This window comes from Haloarcula litorea (assembly GCF_029338195.1).
Taxonomy (GTDB): domain Archaea; phylum Halobacteriota; class Halobacteria; order Halobacteriales; family Haloarculaceae; genus Haloarcula; species Haloarcula litorea.
Genome location: NZ_CP119779.1, coordinates 2,237,121 through 2,256,845, shown reverse-complemented (window position 1 = coordinate 2,256,845; position 19,725 = coordinate 2,237,121). Strand labels below are relative to the sequence as shown.

At 74.4% G+C, this 19,725-nt stretch carries 22 protein-coding genes; 3 read left to right on the top strand and 19 right to left on the bottom strand.

Going from position 1 to position 19,725, the window contains the following annotated elements; genetic code table 11:
- Positions 1 to 38 precede the first annotated feature (38 nt).
- Positions 39 to 836: a DUF429 domain-containing protein gene (locus P0592_RS12140; RefSeq protein ID WP_276271156.1), complete on the bottom strand. Its 798-nt coding sequence runs from the start codon at positions 834 to 836 to the stop codon at positions 39 to 41.
- Positions 837 to 1,016: 180 nt separating this feature from the next.
- Between P0592_RS12140 and P0592_RS12135 the strand changes: the two genes are divergently transcribed.
- Positions 1,017 to 1,175, top strand: coding sequence for a DUF7559 family protein (locus P0592_RS12135; protein ID WP_276271154.1), 159 nt, complete (start codon positions 1,017 to 1,019; stop codon positions 1,173 to 1,175).
- A complete protein-coding gene (locus tag P0592_RS12130) occupies positions 1,172 to 1,648 on the top strand; it encodes an Hsp20/alpha crystallin family protein (RefSeq protein WP_276271153.1) in 477 nt (158 codons plus the stop codon). The genes P0592_RS12135 and P0592_RS12130 overlap by 4 nt, the downstream gene beginning before the upstream one ends.
- A gap of 29 nt (positions 1,649 to 1,677) precedes the next feature.
- Here P0592_RS12130 and P0592_RS12125 read toward each other — a convergent pair whose 3' ends face one another.
- The 6 genes from P0592_RS12125 to P0592_RS12100 form a co-directional block, all read right to left on the bottom strand.
- Complete coding sequence (locus tag P0592_RS12125; RefSeq protein ID WP_276271152.1) at positions 1,678 to 2,775, bottom strand: NAD(P)/FAD-dependent oxidoreductase; 1,098 nt, start codon at positions 2,773 to 2,775, stop codon at positions 1,678 to 1,680.
- Positions 2,776 to 2,907: a hypothetical protein gene (locus P0592_RS12120; RefSeq protein WP_276271151.1), complete on the bottom strand. Its 132-nt coding sequence runs from the start codon at positions 2,905 to 2,907 to the stop codon at positions 2,776 to 2,778.
- Positions 2,904 to 3,524: an NUDIX hydrolase gene (locus tag P0592_RS12115; RefSeq protein ID WP_276271150.1), complete on the bottom strand. Its 621-nt coding sequence runs from the start codon at positions 3,522 to 3,524 to the stop codon at positions 2,904 to 2,906. The genes P0592_RS12120 and P0592_RS12115 overlap by 4 nt, the downstream gene beginning before the upstream one ends.
- A gap of 38 nt (positions 3,525 to 3,562) precedes the next feature.
- Positions 3,563 to 4,039 carry a DUF7109 family protein gene (locus P0592_RS12110; RefSeq protein WP_276271148.1) on the bottom strand — a complete coding sequence of 159 codons (477 nt, stop codon included), beginning with the start codon at positions 4,037 to 4,039 and terminating at the stop codon, positions 3,563 to 3,565.
- Positions 4,040 to 4,093: 54 nt separating this feature from the next.
- Positions 4,094 to 4,993 carry a DUF3267 domain-containing protein gene (locus tag P0592_RS12105; protein ID WP_276271147.1) on the bottom strand — a complete coding sequence of 300 codons (900 nt, stop codon included), beginning with the start codon at positions 4,991 to 4,993 and terminating at the stop codon, positions 4,094 to 4,096.
- A gap of 102 nt (positions 4,994 to 5,095) precedes the next feature.
- Entirely contained in the window at positions 5,096 to 6,232 is a 1,137-nt protein-coding gene (locus P0592_RS12100; RefSeq protein ID WP_276273935.1) for an MFS transporter, read from the bottom strand.
- A 116-nt stretch (positions 6,233 to 6,348) separates the two neighbouring features.
- Here P0592_RS12100 and P0592_RS12095 point away from each other — a divergent pair, with 116 nt between their 5' ends.
- A complete protein-coding gene (locus tag P0592_RS12095) occupies positions 6,349 to 6,519 on the top strand; it encodes an HVO_0758 family zinc finger protein (protein ID WP_276271146.1) in 171 nt (56 codons plus the stop codon).
- Here P0592_RS12095 and P0592_RS12090 read toward each other — a convergent pair whose 3' ends face one another.
- Genes P0592_RS12090 through P0592_RS12035 form a run of 12 tightly spaced genes read right to left on the bottom strand, consistent with a single transcriptional unit; the run spans position 6,520 to position 19,626 of the window.
- Complete coding sequence (locus P0592_RS12090; RefSeq protein WP_276271145.1) at positions 6,520 to 7,605, bottom strand: aldo/keto reductase; 1,086 nt, start codon at positions 7,603 to 7,605, stop codon at positions 6,520 to 6,522.
- A gap of 38 nt (positions 7,606 to 7,643) precedes the next feature.
- Positions 7,644 to 8,843, bottom strand: a complete 1,200-nt coding sequence (locus tag P0592_RS12085) for a DHH family phosphoesterase (protein ID WP_276271144.1) — start codon at positions 8,841 to 8,843, stop codon at positions 7,644 to 7,646.
- Between the two features lie 41 nt (positions 8,844 to 8,884).
- Complete coding sequence (locus P0592_RS12080) at positions 8,885 to 9,769, bottom strand: SDR family oxidoreductase (RefSeq protein WP_419181100.1); 885 nt, start codon at positions 9,767 to 9,769, stop codon at positions 8,885 to 8,887.
- Positions 9,770 to 9,771: 2 nt separating this feature from the next.
- Positions 9,772 to 10,200, bottom strand: a complete 429-nt coding sequence (locus P0592_RS12075) for a DUF5791 family protein (RefSeq protein WP_276271141.1) — start codon at positions 10,198 to 10,200, stop codon at positions 9,772 to 9,774.
- Positions 10,201 to 10,240: 40 nt separating this feature from the next.
- Positions 10,241 to 13,261, bottom strand: a complete 3,021-nt coding sequence (locus P0592_RS12070) for a DUF7286 family protein (RefSeq protein ID WP_276271139.1) — start codon at positions 13,259 to 13,261, stop codon at positions 10,241 to 10,243.
- Positions 13,258 to 14,127, bottom strand: coding sequence for a DUF7284 family protein (locus P0592_RS12065; RefSeq protein WP_276271138.1), 870 nt, complete (start codon positions 14,125 to 14,127; stop codon positions 13,258 to 13,260). Before P0592_RS12065 ends, P0592_RS12070 begins: the two co-directional genes overlap by 4 nt.
- Positions 14,124 to 14,513: a DUF7285 family protein gene (locus P0592_RS12060; protein ID WP_276271136.1), complete on the bottom strand. Its 390-nt coding sequence runs from the start codon at positions 14,511 to 14,513 to the stop codon at positions 14,124 to 14,126. Before P0592_RS12060 ends, P0592_RS12065 begins: the two co-directional genes overlap by 4 nt.
- The gene (locus P0592_RS12055) at positions 14,494 to 14,955 is read right to left on the bottom strand and encodes a DUF7283 family protein (protein WP_276271135.1); all 462 of its coding nucleotides are present in this window, start codon (positions 14,953 to 14,955) and stop codon (positions 14,494 to 14,496) included. Before P0592_RS12055 ends, P0592_RS12060 begins: the two co-directional genes overlap by 20 nt.
- Positions 14,956 to 14,988: 33 nt before the next feature.
- Positions 14,989 to 16,689: a type II secretion system F family protein gene (locus P0592_RS12050; RefSeq protein ID WP_276271134.1), complete on the bottom strand. Its 1,701-nt coding sequence runs from the start codon at positions 16,687 to 16,689 to the stop codon at positions 14,989 to 14,991.
- Positions 16,686 to 18,542: an ATPase, T2SS/T4P/T4SS family gene (locus tag P0592_RS12045; protein ID WP_276271133.1), complete on the bottom strand. Its 1,857-nt coding sequence runs from the start codon at positions 18,540 to 18,542 to the stop codon at positions 16,686 to 16,688. The genes P0592_RS12050 and P0592_RS12045 overlap by 4 nt, the downstream gene beginning before the upstream one ends.
- Before the next feature lie 2 nt (positions 18,543 to 18,544).
- The gene (locus P0592_RS12040; RefSeq protein ID WP_276271132.1) at positions 18,545 to 19,018 is read right to left on the bottom strand and encodes a DUF7311 family protein; all 474 of its coding nucleotides are present in this window, start codon (positions 19,016 to 19,018) and stop codon (positions 18,545 to 18,547) included.
- Positions 19,015 to 19,626, bottom strand: a complete 612-nt coding sequence (locus P0592_RS12035; protein ID WP_276271131.1) for a DUF7310 family coiled-coil domain-containing protein — start codon at positions 19,624 to 19,626, stop codon at positions 19,015 to 19,017. The genes P0592_RS12040 and P0592_RS12035 overlap by 4 nt, the downstream gene beginning before the upstream one ends.
- Between the last annotated feature and the right edge of the window lie 99 nt (positions 19,627 to 19,725).

Here is a 19,725-nt window from a genome sequence, read left to right as displayed (position 1 = left end):
CGCCTAACGGGTACGGCCTGAAATAGGCAGGGCTTCGGCTACACGAAGATATGGCCCTCGGCGTCGGTGCCGGCGGGGGACGGGCGCGCGCCGTCGCCGACCCGGCCCGCGGAGACGGCGGCCGCGAGCGAGTCCAGCGCGTCGTGGTTCGCGAGGTAGGTCGCCCGGTGGTCGTCGAGGGCCACCGAGCAGGCCTCGACGGCGTCGAGGTTGAACGCTCGGCGCGCCCGTGCACCGTCGGTGGACTTGTACCCCTCGCGGTAACAGCCGAGCCAGCCGAACGTGGCGGCGGGATAGACCTCGGAGACGACGGTGTCGGCGTCTGTCCCCTGCATCGGCGCGACGGCCACGCCGTCGGCGTCGACCAGTCGCCCGAGCACGTCTCGGCCGCCGTGGAACGTCATACTGCGGACGCGGTTGGTGTAGGGGCAGAGCGCCCCGCGACGGGCGTCGGTCTCCCGGCGGACGTCCCGGGACCCGGTGACGCGCTCTGCCGTCTCCCGGCAGGCAGCGGAGAACGCGCTCGGGTCGGCCGGGCCGTCGTCGCCGGCGACCCACTCCAGGAATCCCCGCCACGTGCCGCCGCACAGCTCGTCGAGGACGGCCTGCGGGAGGCTGAACGGGAAGTCCAGGCCGACCGTCGTCACGTCGTCGTCCGTGACGCGCTCGACCAGTCCCGCGTGGGCGCTCTCGCGGCCGCGGCCCCACTCGTCGGTCGCCCGATAACACCTGTCGACTCGCAGACCCGCACTCGTTCGCGTGGCTTCAGTCACCCAGAGCGAGTCCCCGGCCTCGCTCGCGCCGCTGAAGTCCACTCCCAGGACACCGGAACCCATAGCATCCGTATCCGACCGGGATCATATCAATATTCCGACCGACGCCGCTGGACGGCCGGTTCGGGTCGCGATGGTGCCGCCGTCGGGGCCGACAGAGAGTCACGCACACACGTCGGTACCACCTCCGTTGTGGCTGCCCTCTCCGTAAGGGGTTTGTCCCGCAGACTCCAACGGACGTCTATGCCAGCCACGCTCGAAGTCGTCTGTACCGACGACGATTGCACCCTCGACATGTTCGAGCTGCACTACACGTACGACATGCCCGACGACACCGGCGTCGAGGACTTCACCTGCCCGTACTGCGGGTCAGGGCAAGCCCTGGAGGCCGTCGAGCTATGATCCGCGGCATCGGGGAGAGCATCGGCGACGCGGTGTTCGAGAACATCGGCCGCGCCGCCGCCCGCGTCCAGGAGAACAAGCCGCTCCCGGCCGACCTCCTCGAGAGCGACGACGCCTACCTCGTCGTCTTCGACGCCCCCGGTGCCACCGCCAGCGACGTGCAGGTCCGCTACGTCGACGACCGGGTGGAGGTCCGGATCGACCGCTTCCGCGACTTCCGGGAGGGCTTCGAGATGCGCTACCCCGGCCGCGGGCTCGCCCTCGACGGGTCGGCGACCCTGCCCGAGGACGCCCGCGTCGACCCCGCCGCGGCGTCGGCGACCCTGAAGGCCGACGGCACGCTCCAGGTCCGGGTCCCGAAGGTCGACGAACCCGAAGCGGCCGACGAGGGGGAGAGTGAGGCCCACGAGACCGGGAGCGACGATGTCGAGTCCGTCGTCGAGTCCCACGACGAGGACGACGCCGAGGAGTAGCCCGTCTGCGTAGTTTTACGACGCATACGTCACCAGTCGGCGGTCGGATCGCCCAGCGGATCGAACGACTCGTCGCCGTCGAACCGCGTCGGGTCGACCCGCTCGGCCACCGGCACCGCGAACGGCGACGGCGCGCCGCGGACGCGCCGGGCGACGTACTCGCCGAAGGCGGGCGCTCGCATCAGGCCGTGGCCCTGCCACCCCGTCGCGACCCACAGCCCGTCGGCGACCTCGCCCACCAGCGGGTCGCGGTCGGGCGTCGCCGTGCAGAGCCCCGCCCACGACCGCTCGACGGCCGGTGACAGCGTCGTCGCCGCCCGCACTCGGTCGAGAGTCGCCTCGACGAACGACGCGTCGGCCTCGCGGTCCCAGTCGTCGGGGGTCGCCGGATGTGCGCCGTCGCCGACCAGCAGTCCCGCGCCCCGCGGCCGCCAGTAGAACTCCCGTGTCGCGTCGTACAGCGACGGGAGCGTCCCCTCGACGGCGGCGGTCACGAGCGCCTGCGCCCGGTAGGTGTCGACGGCGAGCGAGACGCCGACGCGCTCGACCAGCGGGGCCGTCGCGTGGCCAGCCGCGACGACGACGGCGTCGAAGGCAGCCGTCCCTTCGGCCGTCTCGACCGTCGTCGGGGCCGCCAGCGAGACGGGCGTGTCGGTCCGGAGCGTCGCACCCGCGTCCCGCGCACGCTCGGCGAGGAACGCGACCACCTCGTCGGGGTCGACCGTCCCGGCGTCGCGGGCGACGCCGGCGGCCACGACGGCGTCGATCCGCAGGCGCGGGTACCGCTCGCCGAGTTCCGCCGGCGTCACCGTCTCGGCGTCGACGCCCCGGCGCTGCATCTCGGCGACCTGTCCCCGGACGGCCGTCCCGTCGCCGTCCTCGCGGGCGACCCAGACGTACGGCCGCGGCGTCAACAGCCCCCACTCCCGGTAGCGGGCGAGCGCGCGGTCGGCGACGGCGGCGTCCATCCGCCCGGCGAAGGCGTCGTAACAGATCCCCGCGGCGCGGCCGGTCGCGCCGCTGCCGAGCGCGTCGCGTTCGTAGAGCGTCACGTCGGCTCCGGCGGCCGCCAGGTCGCCCGCCGTGACCAGGCCGACCGCGCCGCCGCCGACGACACCGACCCGCATCTATCCGAGCAGGGGGACCGGTCGACGGACCGGCGAGGCCACGCCCCGCTCGACGCCGGCCGGCCGGAGCGTGGCCGTCGACCGACTCCGCATCGGTCCGTCCTGTCCGGCCGCAGCGTGCTGTCCCGTCACTGTACCTCGTCCTGGACACGCTCGGGCAGGTCGTCGTCGGGTCCGGCGTAGCGGTCCGGCTCGTCGGGGGGTCGCCAGTCGGTCGTGAGTTCGAGCAACTGGACGAGCATCCGCGCCGTCGCCCCCCAGACGGTGTAGCTGTCGACGTAGAAGAAGTGGAGGCGGATCTCGCCGTAGTGGGGGTGGTCCCGCTGCTCGGACTCGTAGTTCTCGAGGTCGGTCAGCGCGCCGACCGGCAGGACGACCACCTCCGCGACCTCCTCGTCGCTCGGGAGGTACTCCCGGTCGGGGACGCGGCCGACGAACGGCCGCACGGAGTACTGCGAGACCGTCCGGATGTCGTCCAGTCGGCCGACGACGTGGACGGCCTGGGGGTCCAGCCCGATCTCCTCGTTGGCCTCCCGGAGCGCGGTCCCCAGCAGATCGGCGTCCTCGGGTTCGCGGCCGCCGCCGGGGAACGACATCTGTCCGGGGTGGTCCGGCAGGTGGTCGGCCCGTTTGGTGAACAGGACGCCGAACCCGTCCTCGCGCGTGACGACCGGCGCGATGACGGCCGCCTGGCGCTCCTCGTCGTCGACGACGACGGGGTCGTGGGCCGCCAGCCGGTCGAACTCCATACCCCCGCTCGGGGGCGGACGGTCTTAACGTCCGTGGCTCACTCGCTGGCGTCGTCGAGGCGTTCCCGGACGGACGCGAGATCGACGGGCCCCCAGGCTTCGAGCTCGTAACTCACGTCCAACAGGGCCGCGATACGCTCGTCGTCACCGGCCCGGACCGCGACGACGGCGTCCTCGCGGAACCGCTCCTCGGCGGCGCGGGCGGCCCCCTCCCGGTCGACGCGGCGTTCCGGCAGGTCGAGGATGTGGGGGAGGTCCGCCGCGCCCTCGGGAATCTCGGGGAACGCTGCCGGGCCGACGACGAGGAGGGGTGCCTCCGTGTCGGCCTCGTGGTCGGCGACTCGGACCAGGTGGTAGGAGTCCAGCGCGTCCTCGACGTCCCCCGCGAACCCACCGGGGTCGGCGTCCTCGCCGCGCTTGAACGCCAGTTCCGAGCAGGCCCGCCCGACCTCGTCGACGGTCACCGGACCGAGCACGTCGACCACGCCGGCGAGTTCGTCGCGAGTCAGGTCCATACCGTGTCCCCGACCCGCAGGGGCTTCAGCGTTTCCGGACCCCGGGCCGGACGCTCACTCGCTGGCCGAGCGCCGCCCGCGCAGGTAGCTCCGCCCGAACGCGTAGACGAGGCCCAACAGCCCGCCGACGCCGAGGACGCCCGGGCCGACGCCGAAGGACAGTTCGTCGGGGCTCGCGGTGAACGAGAACAGGTACGTCACCGTTCCGGGCGTGCCGACGGTGAGCGACTCGACGCCGAGCGCCGAGAGCACCAGCGGCCCGCCGAGGCCGAGACAGACGAGCGTCAGGAACGCCGCGACGGCCGCGCCCGAGAGCGCGTCCCAGACGAGCGCCGTCACCGAGACGCCCTCCCGTCGGTCCCGCTCCCGGCCGACGATCCGGACGCCGTCCTCGTGGTCCACGGCGCGGACGTGTGGCGGGTAGCCGAGCATCGTCGACGCCATCCAGAGGTCGGCGACGGACCCGGCCGCGTTCAGCGCGAGCGGCACGACCAGCCACCCCCACCGGCACGCGATCATCAGCGGGACGCCGACGAGCGTCAGCACGACGAGCGGGGTCAGGAGCACGACGACGAACTGGTTCCGGGTGAACTCGTGGTCCGTCGTCGCGTAGGCGTACGGGAGGACGAAGTGGGCCACGCCGACGCCGTAGCGGGCCTCGCCGCCGTAGTACCGGATCGCCAGCCCGTGCAGCCACTCGTGCGGGACGACGAAGGCGGTGCCCAACAGGAGGATAACCGCGAGGTTCAGCGCCTCGTTCCACCAGCCGACGCCGGCCGGCGCGAACCGGAGCCCGACCGGCTGTCCGGTCCAGCCCTGGTACAGCGCGCTGAAGGCGGCCCAGGCGACCACCATCCCGAGGGTCCCGACGGCGGTCATCTGGATCGCGACGCCCCGCGTCAGTTCGAGGTCGGCGAGGACGGCGTCGGGCTCGGCCCCATCGGCCACGTCCATACACACCGTCCTGTCGGCTCGCACATAACTCTGAGCCGATCCTCTCCCACCCGTTGTACCGGACAGCGTCGACCCGAGGTCGGCGTGTCCCGGCAGACCGGCTCAGGCCTCCGCCGTCTGTGGAAGTCGCCCGCCGACGTGCAGCGCCAGCAACACGACCACCAGCGCGACGAGGCCGCCGCCCATCCACTCGAAGATCACCGGGAAGGGGACCTGCCGGCTCCGGAGGACGCCGACGACGAGGCTCCCCGGTGCCTGCAGGACCATCATCCCGGCACCGTAGGCGGCGTAGGCGCTGGCCCGGTGGCGGTCGGGGAGGGTCCCGAGCAGGTACGTGTCGACGGCCGGGAAGACGCTGTGGATGACGTAGCCCGTGACGGCGCTGAACGCGACGAACGCCCAGAACCCCCGGACCGCGGGGAGCACGAGGATACAGCAGGTGAACGCCGTGACGAGCACCAGCAGATACTGGATTCCGGGGAGTCGATCGGCCAACCGTCCGCTCACGTAGAACGCCGGGACGCCGGCTCCGAAGATCACCTGCAGGAGGAGCCTCCCGGTCCCCTCCGCGAACCCCAGCGTCTTCAGGTAGGTGACGTAGAAGTTGAACAGGCCGTTCCAGACGAACGTCGTCACGCCCAGCACCACGACCGTGGTGAGGACGATGCGCCACTGCGAACGGATCGCCCGGACGAGGTTCCGGTCCTCGGTGCCGGCCTCGGGGAGGTCGCTGCGGCGTGCGACCACGGCGAACACCACCGCCGTCAGGCCGGCGGCGACGGCCATCGCCCGCAGCGTCGTCTGCCAGTCCCCGACCAGCAGCGCCGCCGAGACCAGCGCCGGCGCGCCGACGGCGGCCAGCTGTGCGGCGACGCCGTGGCGGCCCAGCGCCTTCCCCGGACTGGCCGGGTAGAGCTCGCTGACGAGGGTGTTGCCCGCGATGATGTAGCCCCCGCTGGCCAGTCCCATCAGGAACGCGCCGACCAGCAGCAGCGTCGGGTCGGTGACCAGCGCGGTGAACGCGGTCCCGAGCGTGAGGACGACGCCGGAGGCGAGGACGACCGTCGAGCGGTCGAAGCGGGTCAGCAGGTAGCCCGTCGGGAGCCGGGGGACGGCGCTGCCGACCCAGACCAGCGTCGCGAGCAGTCCGAGCGTCGCGTCGCTCGCCCCCGTCGCCGCCCGGATCGGCTCGATGAGCGGCGCGAAGACGACTCTCGCGAGGTTGATGAGGAACACCAGTCCCAACAGCGATCCGAACACCGGACGTCGTGACACAGCCGGGGTTGGACGCTCACCCCGAAGGGCGTTCCGGATCGCCCGCGGCCTTTTTGTCCGCGGCTGTCGGAGTGACGGCTATGGACTCAGTCAGGAAGGCGCTCCGCTCCGGGGACGTGGAGAAGGACAGCTACGGGCGGCTCTCGTGTACGGACTGCGGCGAGGAGCTGGGGACGGAGAACGACCCCGACGAGGTGGGGAAGGTGCGGGTGTGTCCGTCCTGTGGCTCCAAGTGGAAGGAGCTGAGCTGACTACTCGAAGACGGCGTCGAAGGCGTCGGCACCGAGCGGTTCGTACCGGCCCGCGGCCACGTTCTCCCGTGCGTGCTCGACCGAGCCAGTCCCGACCAGCGCGCAGGTCACGCCGGGGGCGCTCCGGGCGAAGTTGATCGCCCGCTGGGCGCTGGTCTCGCCGTCGAGCTTCGCCGCCACCGCGTCCGGAACCTCCTCGGCCAGCCGCCCCTGCATGATCGACGCGCTCGTGAACACGTCCAGCCCGGCCTCGTGGGCGAACCACAGCGCCGACTGCGGCCCCTCGGCCCCGTCGTGGGCGGCCCTCGTGAACGCGTCGGCCATGTGGACGTTGAACGGGAGCTGGATCGCCCGGAAGTGGGTGGCCGTGTTGCCGACGGCGTCGGCGGCGGCCCGCGCCCGCTCGACGATCTCGGGCAGCGAGAGGTGGCTCTCGTGGTCCGGCGGCACCCGCAGCCCCTCCCAGGTCGCCACGCCGTAGTGCTTGACGTCGCCGGCCGCGGCCCGCTCCTCCAGCCGCTCGAAGGTCGCCTGGAGCTGGTCGTAGACGGCCCCGCGGTCGTTCTCCGCGAGCTGCGTCTCGGGGTTGTGGACGTAGTACAGGTCGATCGTGTCCAGTCCGAGGTTCGACAGCGAGCGGTCCAGTTGCTCCTCGATGTAGTCCGGCGCGATGCAGTGTTGCCCGCCGACGAGGTCGTCGCGGTCGGCGATCCCCGTGTCGACGTACTCCCGCCGGACGAACGCGCCGGGGTCGTCTGGGCGCTCGCCGTCGAAGGGGACGAACCCGCCCTTGGTCGCGACGACGACGCTCTCGCGGTCCACGTCGGCGTCGGCGACCGCCCGCCCGACCACCCGCTCGGACCGCTGGTGGCGGTAGTTGATGGCCGTGTCGAGGACGTTGACGCCCGATTCGAGACACGTCGTGATGGCGTCGTGGTACCGGTCGTCTCGTTCGTCGGTCGGGTCCCCGAGGTACGTTCCGACGCCGATGCTGGAGACGATGCCGTCGCCGAACCGCCGGTAGAAGGTGCGGGCGAACTCGTCGTGGTCGTCGCGGTACGCCCAGGTCGCTTCCCGTGTTGCCATACCCGGTGTTGGCGGCCGCCGGACAAAAGCCCAGAGTTTCAGCGCTCGCCGCTCAACGCCTCGAAGACGCGCTCGCGCAACTCCTGCCGGCTCGTCCCGCTGCTGGGGCCGATGCCGGCCATGTACTCGACGGGGATCTGCCCGCCGCCCATCCGGGCGTGGCCGCCGCCCTCCGCCATCGGGATGTCCTCGACGACCGCCTCGATGGCGCGCCCGATGTGGACCCGGTCGTCCCGCGAGCGCCCGGCCAGCCGGAGCGTCCCGTCGGACTCGCCGACGACCACCACCGCGGAGACGCCCTCCAGCGTCTCCAGTTCGTCGGCGGCCTGCGGGATGGCGTCCGTGTTCGACACCTCCCCCACGTCGGCGTAGGCGAACGGCCCCTCGACGTCCCGGTCGTTGATCGCGCGCGCTTTCACCTCCAGCACCTCGGCGTCGACCTGGGGGTTGGCGATGCGGTTGAGCAGGTCGCCGTCCATCCCCTCGTAGAGGTACGCCGCCGCGTCGAAGTCCGCCGCCGAACAGCCGTTGGTCAGCTGTCTGGTGTCCGACTGGATGCCGTAGACCAGCCCCGTCGCGACGTGGCTCGGGAGCGCGTCCGGCGGCACGTCGTCCGTGTCGACGCCGCCGTCGGACAGCGCGGTGTCGACCTCGTAGAAGGACCAGTCCAGCGAGTCGAAGTACTCCGCGAGCAGCGTCGCGCAGGCCCCCGCGTCCGTCCGTACGTCGGTGAACCGCCGCCCGGTGCCGCCCCCCGGATGGTGGTCGACGACGGCGACGGGCTCGATGGCCTCCGCGTTCGGGAACCCCCGCGGTTCGTTGTGGTCGACGAGGACGACGTCGTCTTCGCGGACGTCGCTCTCCGACTCGACGTGCGTGAAATCCAGGTCCAACACCGTCTGGAACGCTCGGTTCTCCGGGCGACGGATCTCCCCGGGATAGTAGAGGGTCGTCCGGGTGTCGACGGCACCGGCGAGCTGGCCGACGGCCAGTGCGGCCGACATCGCGTCCGGGTCGGGGTTCGGGTGCATCAGCACCGCCACCTCGTCGTAGTCCGCGAGTACCGACCTGAACCGAGCGGCCGGCCCACGCCCGAGGTACCGGTACGCGCCCAAGAGAAGCAGACAGCCCACGAAGAGGCCAGCGACGGCACCGGCGACCACCAGCGGGTTCTCGCTGGCGTAGTCCACCACCCGGGGGACGAGCTGTCCCGGGTCGCCGACCGACACCTGTGTCATACGCATATCTGCTTCGTGATACGACAAGAAGGTTCCCCCCGCTAGTCGGCTCGGTAAGCCTCGATTGCCGCCCGGTACCCCGATCTGAACGTCGGATGGCGGAACTCGTAGCCCAGCGACCGCAGCCGCTCGTTCGAACACCGCTTGCTCGTCCGAACCCGTCGCTTCGCCGTCTCGGAGAGCTCGGAGTCCGCGAGGCGCTCCTCGACGGTCTGTTTCGGCGGGAACGGTGCGTCGCAGTGCTCGGCCAGCCAGTCGGCGAAGGCCCACTTCTCGACGGGCTCGTCGTCGACGACGAGCACCACCTCCTCGCGGTGGTCCCCCTCAAGCAGGAACCGCACCGCCCCGGCCGCGTCGTCGCGGTGGACCATGTTCAGGTAGCCGGCGGTGACCGGCCCATCCAGGTACCGCTCCAGCCGGTACCGGTCGGGGCCGTAGAGCCCGGCGAAGCGGGCCACGGTGCCGTGACCGCCGTGCTCGACTGGGCGTTCACGAGCGATCCGCTCGGCCTCGGCCAGCACCTCGGTCTTCTCCGTCCGGGGGTCCAGCGGCGTCTCCTCGTCGACCCAGTCGCCCCCGTGGTCGCCGTAGACCCCCGTACTCGACGTGTACACCAGCCGGTCGGGGGCGTCGTCGCGCGCCCAGAAGTGGTCGATCGCCGTCTCCAGCCCCTCGACGTACACCTTACGGGCGGCGTCGGCTCCGCGACCGCCGGAACTGGCCGCGAACACGAGCCAGTCGGCGTCGGGCACCGCCGCCAGCGAGTCGGCGTCGGTCACGTCCGCCCGCACCGCCTCGGCACCCGCGTCCTCGACCGCCGCGAGGCCCCCGTCGGAGCGGCGGACGCCCACCACCTCGTGGTCGTCGCCGAGCTGCCGGGCCAGTTCCAGACCGACGTAGCCACAGCCGAGGACGGCGACCCGCATCGTCACCGCTGCTCGCCCTCGATGTGGCTGTGCAGCAGGGCGTACTCCGCGAGGGTCATCGGGTGTCGCCCCTCGATTTTCTGCTGGATCTCCTTGGGCTCCAGCTCGTCGTCGATGCCGGAAGCAAGCGACTCCACGTCCATCACGGCCGTCGTCATCCCCATCAGGAGGATGTCCTGTGCCTCGGCCTGGACGGCGTCGGCGTCGGGACGGTCCGGATCGGTCGCGAGGACGGCCGCCGCCTCCGCGAGCGTCAGGTCGGCCACTTCGCCGTCCGCGACCGCCGCCACCGTCTCCCTGTCGAGACCGGTCGCCGTCGAGACCCCGTCGACGCCGACCGACTCGACCGTCGCCGCGAGCACCGACCCGTACGCGGCCAGCAGCTCGTCGGCCGACTGCTCGCCGGCGTCGGGGAACTCCGCTCTGAGCATATCCCCCGGTAGGCCCGGGGGGTACTTGTGGGTGTCACTCTCACGTCGGACCGGCGCTGGGCCACCCCGCGGACGTCTCGACAGCGACGCCGTCCTTGTCGCCGACCCCGCGGGGGTTCGGCCCGACCACGACGACGACGCCCGTGCTCGCGCGGAACGTGAGCCGGCTGCTCCGGCCCAGCCGCTCCGGTTCCCCGTCGCCGTCGACGTCGAGCGTGACGGCGTCGCCGTCCCGGACGTACGTCGTCCGCGCTCCCGGGGTCGTCGGCGTCCCGTGGTCCGCCGTCACCGCGAAGCGGGCGTACTCGCCCTCGACGGTGACCCACCAGACGTTCGCGGTGGCGTACCACGGCGTCAGCGGCGGTGCGAGCGGCAGGCCAGCGGGCAGCGCCTTCGTCCCGAGCTTCTTCTTCGCGTACCGTTCGGCCCGTTCCCGCGTCGCGTTGGCCACCGTCGATTTCAGTCGGTCTCGGGCGACGGCGCGTGCCGTCGTCGCCGCTCGCTCCACCGCCGGCTGGCGGGGACGTGCGATCGGGCGTGCGAGCGACTCGTCGACGGTGCCCGCCAGCCGGACCCGGAGCCAGTCGCGCTCGACCCGGGAGAGGTCACGCTCCCGGGCGGCCGCGTCCGCGACGCGCACCGCCGCCGGACCGTTCGCCAGCGCCTGCGCGCGGCCGCTCGTCGTGTTCCACTCCGACAGCCCCGCCCGGACGACGGCGCGGCTCTCGGCCCCGTTCGCGTCCGTCTCCGCGGCGACCGTCTCGGCGAGTTCCGCCGCGACGGCGTCGTTTGCCCGCTCGATCCGCCGACGGAGTCCGTCCTCGCGGCGTTCGAGCGTCGCGTTGCTCGCCGCGTCTCCCGTCGTCTCGGTCGCCCGGAGCGCCGCCGCTGCCGTCCCCAGCCGCGCCCGATCGGCCGAGGAGAAGAGACCCCCGACGACGGCGTCGGCGGCGTCGCCGTAGGGTACGGTGAAGACGTTGACGTTCCGGGCGACGAGCGGGTGCTCCGTCCCGTCCATCGCGGGGTACCGGTCGCGGGACACCGACGCGAGCGTCAGGTACTGCGGGCGGGCGTCGACGCGGGTCCGGACAGGCCCGGCCGGTCCCACCGGTGCGGGACGAGCGCGGGCCACGCGGGTCTCGCGGGCGGTCAGACTCCGCCGCAGATCGGCGAGCGAACCGCCCGTCCGATCACGGAGCCGGTCGTCGACGGCCGCTCCCGCCTCCGACCGCTGCCGTGCCCGGGCCGCCAGCCGTCGCTCGACCGCGTCGAGGTACGCCACCCGGGCGGCCACGCGGGCCTTCTGGGCGGTGCTCGCGTAGGTCTCGGGCGCGTCGACCAGCGCCGCGCGTCGGCTCGCGACCCGCTCGCGGAGACGGCGGGCGGGGTTCGTCTCGAACGTCCCGACCGCTCCCCGCTCCACGGTCACGTTCGTCGACCGGACCTCCTCGCGCAGCCGCCGGAGGTCGCGGTACACCCACGCCCGCAGGCCGTCGGGTCGGTCGCCGGTCACTTCGACCGTCGGAGCCGAGACGGGTCCGACGGCGGCGTCGGCCGCGACGGCGTCCCGGCCGCCCCGCCGCGCGACGAGTGCCCGTTCAGCCCGGGACGACACGTCGGCGAGGTTCGGGCCGTCGAGCGGGCTCCCGGCGGCGTCGTGTGCCGTCGCGATGCCGCGTCGCGGTGCGGCCGACCCGCCGTCGTGGCGACCGAGCAGCGAGACGGTCGCGACCCGGTACTCCGTCGCCGTCGCGGCGGTCGTCGTCCGGCGGCTCCCGTTCTCCCACACCCCGGTATGGACGCGCTCGACCGCGACCCGCCGCCCGAAGCGATCGAGTTCGTGCCACCCGCGCGGGACCGCCGGCCGCGGGTCCGCGTCTCCGACCACCCGGGTTCGGGTCGCCGTCTCGGTCCCGACGAGCGTCCAGTTCTCGCCGGGCGCGGGCGGCGTCGAGGGGTGTCCGCCGCCGACGTGACGGCTGCTCGCGGCCAGCGTCACCTCGACGGTGTATGCGTCGGCGGTCGTCTCGCTCAGGTTGGCCGGCGCGGCGACGGCCCGGAAGGCCGCGTCCGCCGTCGCGTCGACCCCGACCCGCATCGTGTCGTTCGGGCGGGGTCGCTCGGGCAGGTCGTCGCCGGGCGCGGTCGCGATGTCGTCGCCGACGGGACGGTACTCTGCCCGGTCGAGGGCGTGACCGACCAGGGGACTGGGCCGGCTCCCGCGGAGGACGTCGGCGACGCCCACCGCGGCCGTCGCCTCCGTCAGCGCCCGCCGGCCGTCCGGGTCGCTCCGGCCGAACGTCGATCGCTGGACGCCCAGCAGCGCGCCGTTGGTCGCGAGACTGACGTGGCGGTTCGCGACGACGTTCTCGATCGGGGCACCGCCGTACTGCGCGGCCCCACGGGTCCACGCGATGGGGTAGAGGCGAGCGGTGAGGCGCTGCCCGAGGCCCGGTCCGCCGAGTCCCCTGTTCACGCGCCGGTCGTACGTCCGGACCTGCTCGTGTAGGAGCAGGACCGGCGTCGTCACTGTCACGGTCGGTGCGACTCGTCGCCGGGTCACGACGCGGTCCCCGCGGCTGACCCGGACCGCCACGCCCTCGACGGTCGCCCGGAGCGCGGTCCTGTTCGGACCGGCGCGTTCGACCGTGACCCGCTCGATGGCCGCCCGGTAGTCCGCCGTGTCGTCGACCGTCGGCAGCCCGGCGGCCACCGCGACGCCGCCCGTCTCCGCGTCGACTCGTTGGAGGCGCTCGCGGACGCGGAGGTAGATCCGGAGTCGGAGCGCGTCGCGGAACGGCGTCGAGTCGTTCAGCGCCCGACCGACCGCCGTGTTCGCGGGCGCGAGCACCGGGTTCGCCGCGGCCCGTCGGCCGGCGGTCGCGACGCCGTCCCGGACCGCCGTCTGTGTCGCCGCCGTCCCCCGATCGAGCGCGCGCTCGACGGCCGTCGTCTCCGGCGTCGGCCGCGTCCCGAGCGTGGGTGCCAGCGCGAGGCTGCTCACCAGCAACAGGACGCCAAGCAGCGCGAACGGAACCCGGGCGCGGTCGTCCGCCTTCATCGAGACCACGTCCGTACCACGAGGGTCACGCGCCCCGTCCGGACGGCGTCCGCGGCCGCCGGCGGCGACGCGAACCGCCGACGCATATCCGCGGCGAACCGGTCGGTGAGCGCCGCCGCGAGCCGTGCGTTGTTGGTACTGACGTTCCCGTCTCCCGGTAGCCGTCCGGCACCGGTCAGGGCCGCCGCCCGACGGTAGCGGTTCGCCATCAGTCGGTCGGCGGGGTAGTCGCCGTGGAGCGCGAGTCGGGTCTGCTCCGGCGGGAACAGCCCGCCGACCGTCGACCGGGCGACGACGGCCGCGACGGCGCGGTAGTCGCCACCGGCGGCCGCTCGGCGGGCGCGTTCCGCGGCGGGCTCCATCGGGCTCGCGACGGCGAGCGTGACACTGCGTACGTCGGCCGACGGCGGCGGCCGCTCACCCACCGTGGTCGTCGCCGACAGCGGCGCACCGCGGTACGGGGTCCAGTGGACGCGAATCCTGCTCGCGTGGTCGGGGCCCGCGAGCCGGTCACGCGTGGCGTCCCGGACGCGGCGCTCGAACCCGACGCTCGCCGTCGAGAGGCGACGACCGCGGCTGCTGACGTTCGTCATCGCGGCGTCGGCCAGCAGCGCCGCGAGCGTGCCGTGTGCCGTCCGGCGGTGGCGGGCCGACCCGTTGGCGACCCAGTCCGGGTGCTCGCCGCGCGTCCGCAGCCGGTACTCGACACTCGCCGTGCTCGACGCGAGCAGGTCCGCCCGCTCCACGGCCGCTGTGCGGTCGGGTGCCGGCGCGGTGTCGACGCCGTCGACCACGACCGTCGCCGCCGCGCCGACCAGCAGCAGGCACAGCGTCGCGTCGAGGACGGTACTCGTGGCCCGAGTCATCGCCACACCCGTACGGCGAGTGTCCCGCGGCGGACCGTCGCCGGTCCGATCGCGACGCTGACCGGCCGGCGTTCGGTCGCGGCTCCCGCCGGCGGCTCCGGGCCCGCGCTCCAGCGGCCGGGCCCGCTGATCGTGACGTTCCCCTCGTAGCCGGCGGGGACGGCGGCCAACGACTCCCGGACCCGCGCCGGGTGGACGACACCGGCGGTCGTCAGCCGCTGCTCGATCCCGTCGGCGGTCGGTTCGGCGACGTTCCGCCGGTCCGGTCCCGCGCCGAACGCGGTGTCGAGGACGCCGGCGTAGAGGGTCAGCCCCGTCGTGACCGCGGCGACGGCGACCAGCGCCGCCAGCGGCTCCGTCGCGGCCCTAGCCGACGAGCGTGACATCAACCCCTCCCCAGGCGACGTGCCTGACCGTCAGTCGCGTCGGCGCGGGCCGCCAGCCGACGCCCCGCTCTCGCGCGTGCGTGACTGCGCGCTCGAACCCCCGGACCGACCGGAAGGCCGTCGCGGGGGGTCGGCCCCGGGCGACAGCCGCCAGTCGACCCCCGAGCGCCGGGACGGCGGGCCGGAGCAGCGTCGCGTGGCTGGTCCCGCCGTCGGATCGGAGTCCGAGTTGCCGGTCGGACAGCGACCACGAGTCGGCGTGGACGTCGCGGACGGCGACCGACCCCGGCGGGCTGGTGGCGACCTCGTCGACCGTGGCCGCCGCCGCGCTTGCGTCGGGCGGTGCCGTCGTGGGCATCGAGACGACGGTCCCGAGGACCGCGACGCCGACCGCGGCGAGTGCGACCCAGACGAACAGCGTCTGTGCGTGCGTGTCGAACACGGCGGCCCTGGCCGCCCGTTCGTACTTCAACGTTCAGACGAGCAGCCGGGTCGCGACCAGCGCCGCGAGGAAGGTCGCTGTCGCCGAGCAGAGCGCGAGTCCGACCCGGGAGCCCACGAGCGCGCGGTCGAACCCGCGGTAGAGGCCGGTCGAGAGCGCCGTCAAGAGTGCGGCGAGGACGAGGCAGTACCAGCCGACCACCGGTCCGAGGACCCCGACGGCGACGGTCTCGATGGGACCGCCGGCCCGCATCGACCCGGCGAGGGCGACCGTCGCCCCGCCGACGAGCGGCCCGAACAGCGCCGCCGTGTTCGACAGCGTCCCCGTCACCTGCGCGAGGTCGCGCTCGGTCTCCCGCTCGACGCGGCGGAGTTCCTCGAGGTGCTCGCCCATCCTCGTGATGCTCGCGCCGGCGGGCGGACCGACCGCCGCGGCCGCCGACAGGAGCGTGGCGACACGCCGGAGCCGCGGGCTCGGGACCGTCGCGAGCGTCCCGTGGTCGCCCCGGAAGGCCGATTCGAGGTCGGTCCCGAGCGTCCGCTGTCGGTCGACGGTGGCGACGAGCAGCGACGCCAGCGGGTCGGTCGTCACGGACGCGGCCTCCGTCAGCGCCGTCTCGACGGCGGTGCCGCGGTCGACTCGCCGTCCGATCGCCGTGAGCGCGTCCGGGAGCGCGGCCTCGACGCGCTCGACGTGTTCGCGGACCGCGACGACCGGCCGGTAGTGGACGAACAGGCCGACCCCCGGCCCGAAGCCGAGCGCCGCGAACGACCCACCCCAGCCCGGGCGCAGCGCCGCACCGACGATCCAGCCTCCGACGGCGGCCACGGCGGCCGCGGCGACCGCGTTCGTCGGTCTCGACGGCACCTCCGGGTGCGTCCGCGGCACGGGTGCCGGCGGGAACGCGAGCGGACGACGGGCGAGCAGCCACGCGCTCGCGACGGCCAGCCCCGCGGGGAGCGCGACGCCGTAGACGCCGACCAGGACGCCGGCCGTCACGGGGACGCCCGCGGCCGCGGCGGCCGGGAGCAGCGAGACGAACGCCAGCGGGAGCAGGACGCCGAACGCGTACAGCCCCGTCGTCGGGCCGCGGAGGTCGGCGGCGAACCGCGCCATCTCGTCGCGGGTCCCGTCGAGGACCCGTCGGCGTGCCGCGCCGAGGACTGCCGGGCGCTCGGAAGCGGGGGTGGCGGCCGCTCGCTCGACGTGCGTGACGGCCTCGGCCAGCGCCGGGAACCGGTCGCGCCACGCCGCGGCGAAGGCCCCGAGCCCGCTCTCCGGGGTCCCGGCCGCCCGCCGTCGGTGGGCGGCCAGTCGCGCGGCGAGCCGTCCGTCGCCGGCCGAGGCGGCGAACGCGGCCGCCCGCTCGGCCGTCGGCCACAGCGTCACGCCCAGAACGAGCGCGGTGACGAGCGACGGGGCCGCACCCAGCGCACGGCCGCGCTTCGCACGCGCCGCCAGCGGGACCCCGTACCTGACCGCGAGAGCGGCGGCGACGGCCACGACCAGCGCGGTCAGGCCGGCGGCGACGCCGACGGGACCGGAGCCCAGCGAGAGGGTCGCGAGCCCGAGGAGCCAGCAACAGAGCGCGAGCGTGTAGCCGGCCACGAGGAGTCGCTTCGGGTCGCCGTCCACTCCCAGTCGCCGACACGCCGTCCGGTACCCGTCCGGGAGTTCGACGGGGTCTCGGAGGGGATCGGGGACCGCTGACGGCTCGTCCGACGCCGCCGTCATCGGCCTGTGGCCCCTGGAGGAGACGACGCGGCCCCGGATTCCGTCGCCACCGTCTCGAACCGTTCGGTCCGGTCGGCGAGACCGTCCAGCACGTCGGCGTAGGACTCCACGGGGTCGGCGAGCGACTCGACGAGGTGGCTGGCCCCCCGCTGGAGGCGGCCGGTGGCCGTCGCCGTCTCGCCGTCCCGCTCGAACAGGGCCGCGAACCCGGGACTGTCGTCGCCGTCGACCACCTCCTCGACGCTCGCGATCCCCCGGCCGCCGGCGGCCGAGGGCGGGGCGAGCGTCGCGATCAGGTCCGTCGCGCCGAAGGAACTCGGCGGCACGCCGAGGTCGGCGACCAGTCGCTCGCGGACGCTGTCCCCGCCCGTCCCGTGGATGGTCCCGAGGACGGCGCTGTCCCCGTCGCCGACCCGCATCGCCTCGTACAGCACCGCCGCCTCCCCGCCGCGTACCTCGCCGACGACGAGCGCCCCCTCGCCCAGGCGGAGCGCGGTCCGGAGCGCCTCGCTCGCGTCGACGGCCGGCCCGTCGCCGCTTGCCGTCCGCAGCGCCTGCACGTCCCGCCCGTCCCCCTGCAGGTCGCTCACCGGCAGCTCCGGCGTGTCCTCGATGACGACGGTCCGGACCGCCCGCGGCAGTTCCCACAGCAGGGCACCGAGCGTCGTCGTCTTGCCCGCGCCGCGCGGCCCGGCGACCAGACAGGCCGCGCCCCGCTCGACGGCGACGGAGAGCAGCCCGGCGACCGGCGGCGGGACGGTCCCGTTGGCGACCAGATCGGCGAGCCGCCAGGTGCGCTCGTCGTGGGCACGGAAGGCGAAGGCGACGCCGTCGCTGACCGGGTCCGTGACGCCGGCGACGCGGACCCGCCGACCGGCCACGGTCGCGGTCGCGTCCAGCGTCGGACTCGCACGGGAGAACGCACGCCCGCTGCGCCGCCGGAACGCCGAGGCGAGTGCTCTCGCACCCCTCTCGCTCAGTCGGACGTTCGTCCGGAGCGTCTCGCCGTCGGCGCGGACTCGGAGCCGCGTCGCCGCGACCGGTGCCGTGGCGAACACGTCCGAGACTCGCGGGTCGGCGAACAGGTCCTCGACGACGCCCAGCCCCTGCGTGTGTTTCCGCAGCACCGCAGCGACGGCCGTGGCGGCCTCCCCGTCCGCCGTCGCGGCGGCGGCCGCGGCCTCCGGCGACGGCGTCTCGCCGGGCGGCCCCGAGGCGAGTCGGGCCACCGCGTCGGCCAGCGCCGCCGTCGTCGCGTCGTCGAACTCGTGTTCGCGGGGCCGGAGATGGTAGACGTCGAGTCCGTCCCCCGGCGTCCCGTACCGCCGGACCGTCGCGCCTGTCTCGACTGACCGGCGATCCCGGAGCGTCCCGTCGGCCGGCGGGGTCGCGGCCACCCACGCGTCGCTCACCGTCGGCCGGACGTGCGGTGCGAGCGGCGTCTCCCCGTCCACGCCCTCGGCCGCGACGGCGAGTCCCGTCTCGGCTGCCACTTCCGCCACGCGGTCGGCCCGCCCGGTCGCCTCGCGGGCCGCGGCCAGCGGCGCGCGCCGCGCTCGCTCGGCCAGCCGCTCGTCGAGGAGTTCGGTGCGGGCGGCGAACCGACCGGCGGCGACCAGCAGCGCCGCCGCGCCGTCGAGGTACGCCCGCTCGCGCCCGGCGGCGCGGGTCACGACCGCGTCCGCGTCGGCCCCGTCGAGCGCCGCGACGGCCGCCGCCCGGCAGTCCGCCTCCTCGTGGAGCAGGCCGTCGCCGGGACAGTCGGCGGCGTCCCCGGCGAGCCTGTCGCCCTCGCGGGCGAACTCGCACCGGCAGGCCGGCGACGCGTCGTCGCCGGTGAACCGCTCCAGCATCGTCAGCTCCCCGCGGTGGCCGTCTCGCGGTCGTCCGGCCGGCGGACGGTCAGGAGGGGTCCCTCCGCTTCCCGTCGCAGCGCGAACACGAGTCGGTGCGGTCCCGGTTCGGCGAGGACGCGGGCCGCCTGCGTCGGCCGGATCGGGACGTCGGCGAGCCGTTCGGTCCCCGTGGTCCCGCGCTCGGTGCGCCAGGTCGCGACGGCACCGCCCGCTCGCCGGCGGAACCGAACGGCCTCGATCCCCGCCGTTGTCGGCGACCTCGCGGGCAGGCGGAGCGTCGCGACGCGGCGCGCACCGCCGCCCCGTACCGCGTCGTCGACGGCCGCCATCGACCGGAGCCGGTCGGCCAGCGAGCCGAGCTGGCGCTCCATCGCCGCGTCGGCCGCGTCGGCACGAACAGCGGTCAGCGCGGGGGCCGTCGCCGCCAGCAGCGCCCCGGCCAGCACCACGCCGAGCGTGAGCCGGACGATCATAGGAGCGCGCGGACGCGTTCGAGGACGCCGGCCTCGTCGTCGTCCCGGTCGTCCGCGTCTGTCGCCCCGAGCGATCCCGTCGCCGGCTGCGCGTCGGGGTCCGCCCCGTCCGTTCGCTGCTCGACCGCCGACGGGTCCCGTCGACCGACTCCCGCTCCCGCGCCGGCCGCGGCCGGCTCGCCCGTCTCGTCACCCCGCGGTGACGGTCGCTCCCCGACGGTTCGTTCACCGCGCCCCCGGCCGGGGACCGTTTCCGCCGTCCCCGTCTCCCCCTGCTCTCGGTCGGGTCCGACGCCGTCGCTCCGTGCGTCGCCCGCGGCTCCGTCGAGTCGGCGTTCCAGTCGATCCGTGGCCGCGAGGGCGGCGTCGGCGCGCTGCTCGACCCGCTCGTTGACCGAGCGGACGTTCCCCACGTAGCCGCGCAGCGCCTGTGTGGCGGCCTCCAGCTCCGACGTTCTGTCCTCCAGCGTCGCCAGCGTCCCCTCGACGGCCGCGACGCGCTCCTCGAGTTCGGCCAGGTCCGTCGCCGCCGGGAGTTCGTGGTCGCCGTCGGTGACGGCCCGCTCGACAGTCCTGACCCGCTCGTCGAGTGTCTCGATGTCGGTCACGGCGGGGCGTGGCCCCCTCCCGGTACTTGAACGCTCGGACGAACCGGTCGGCGTGTCGTCCGACGACCGACCAACTAAGTACGAGAGGGCACACGGTCG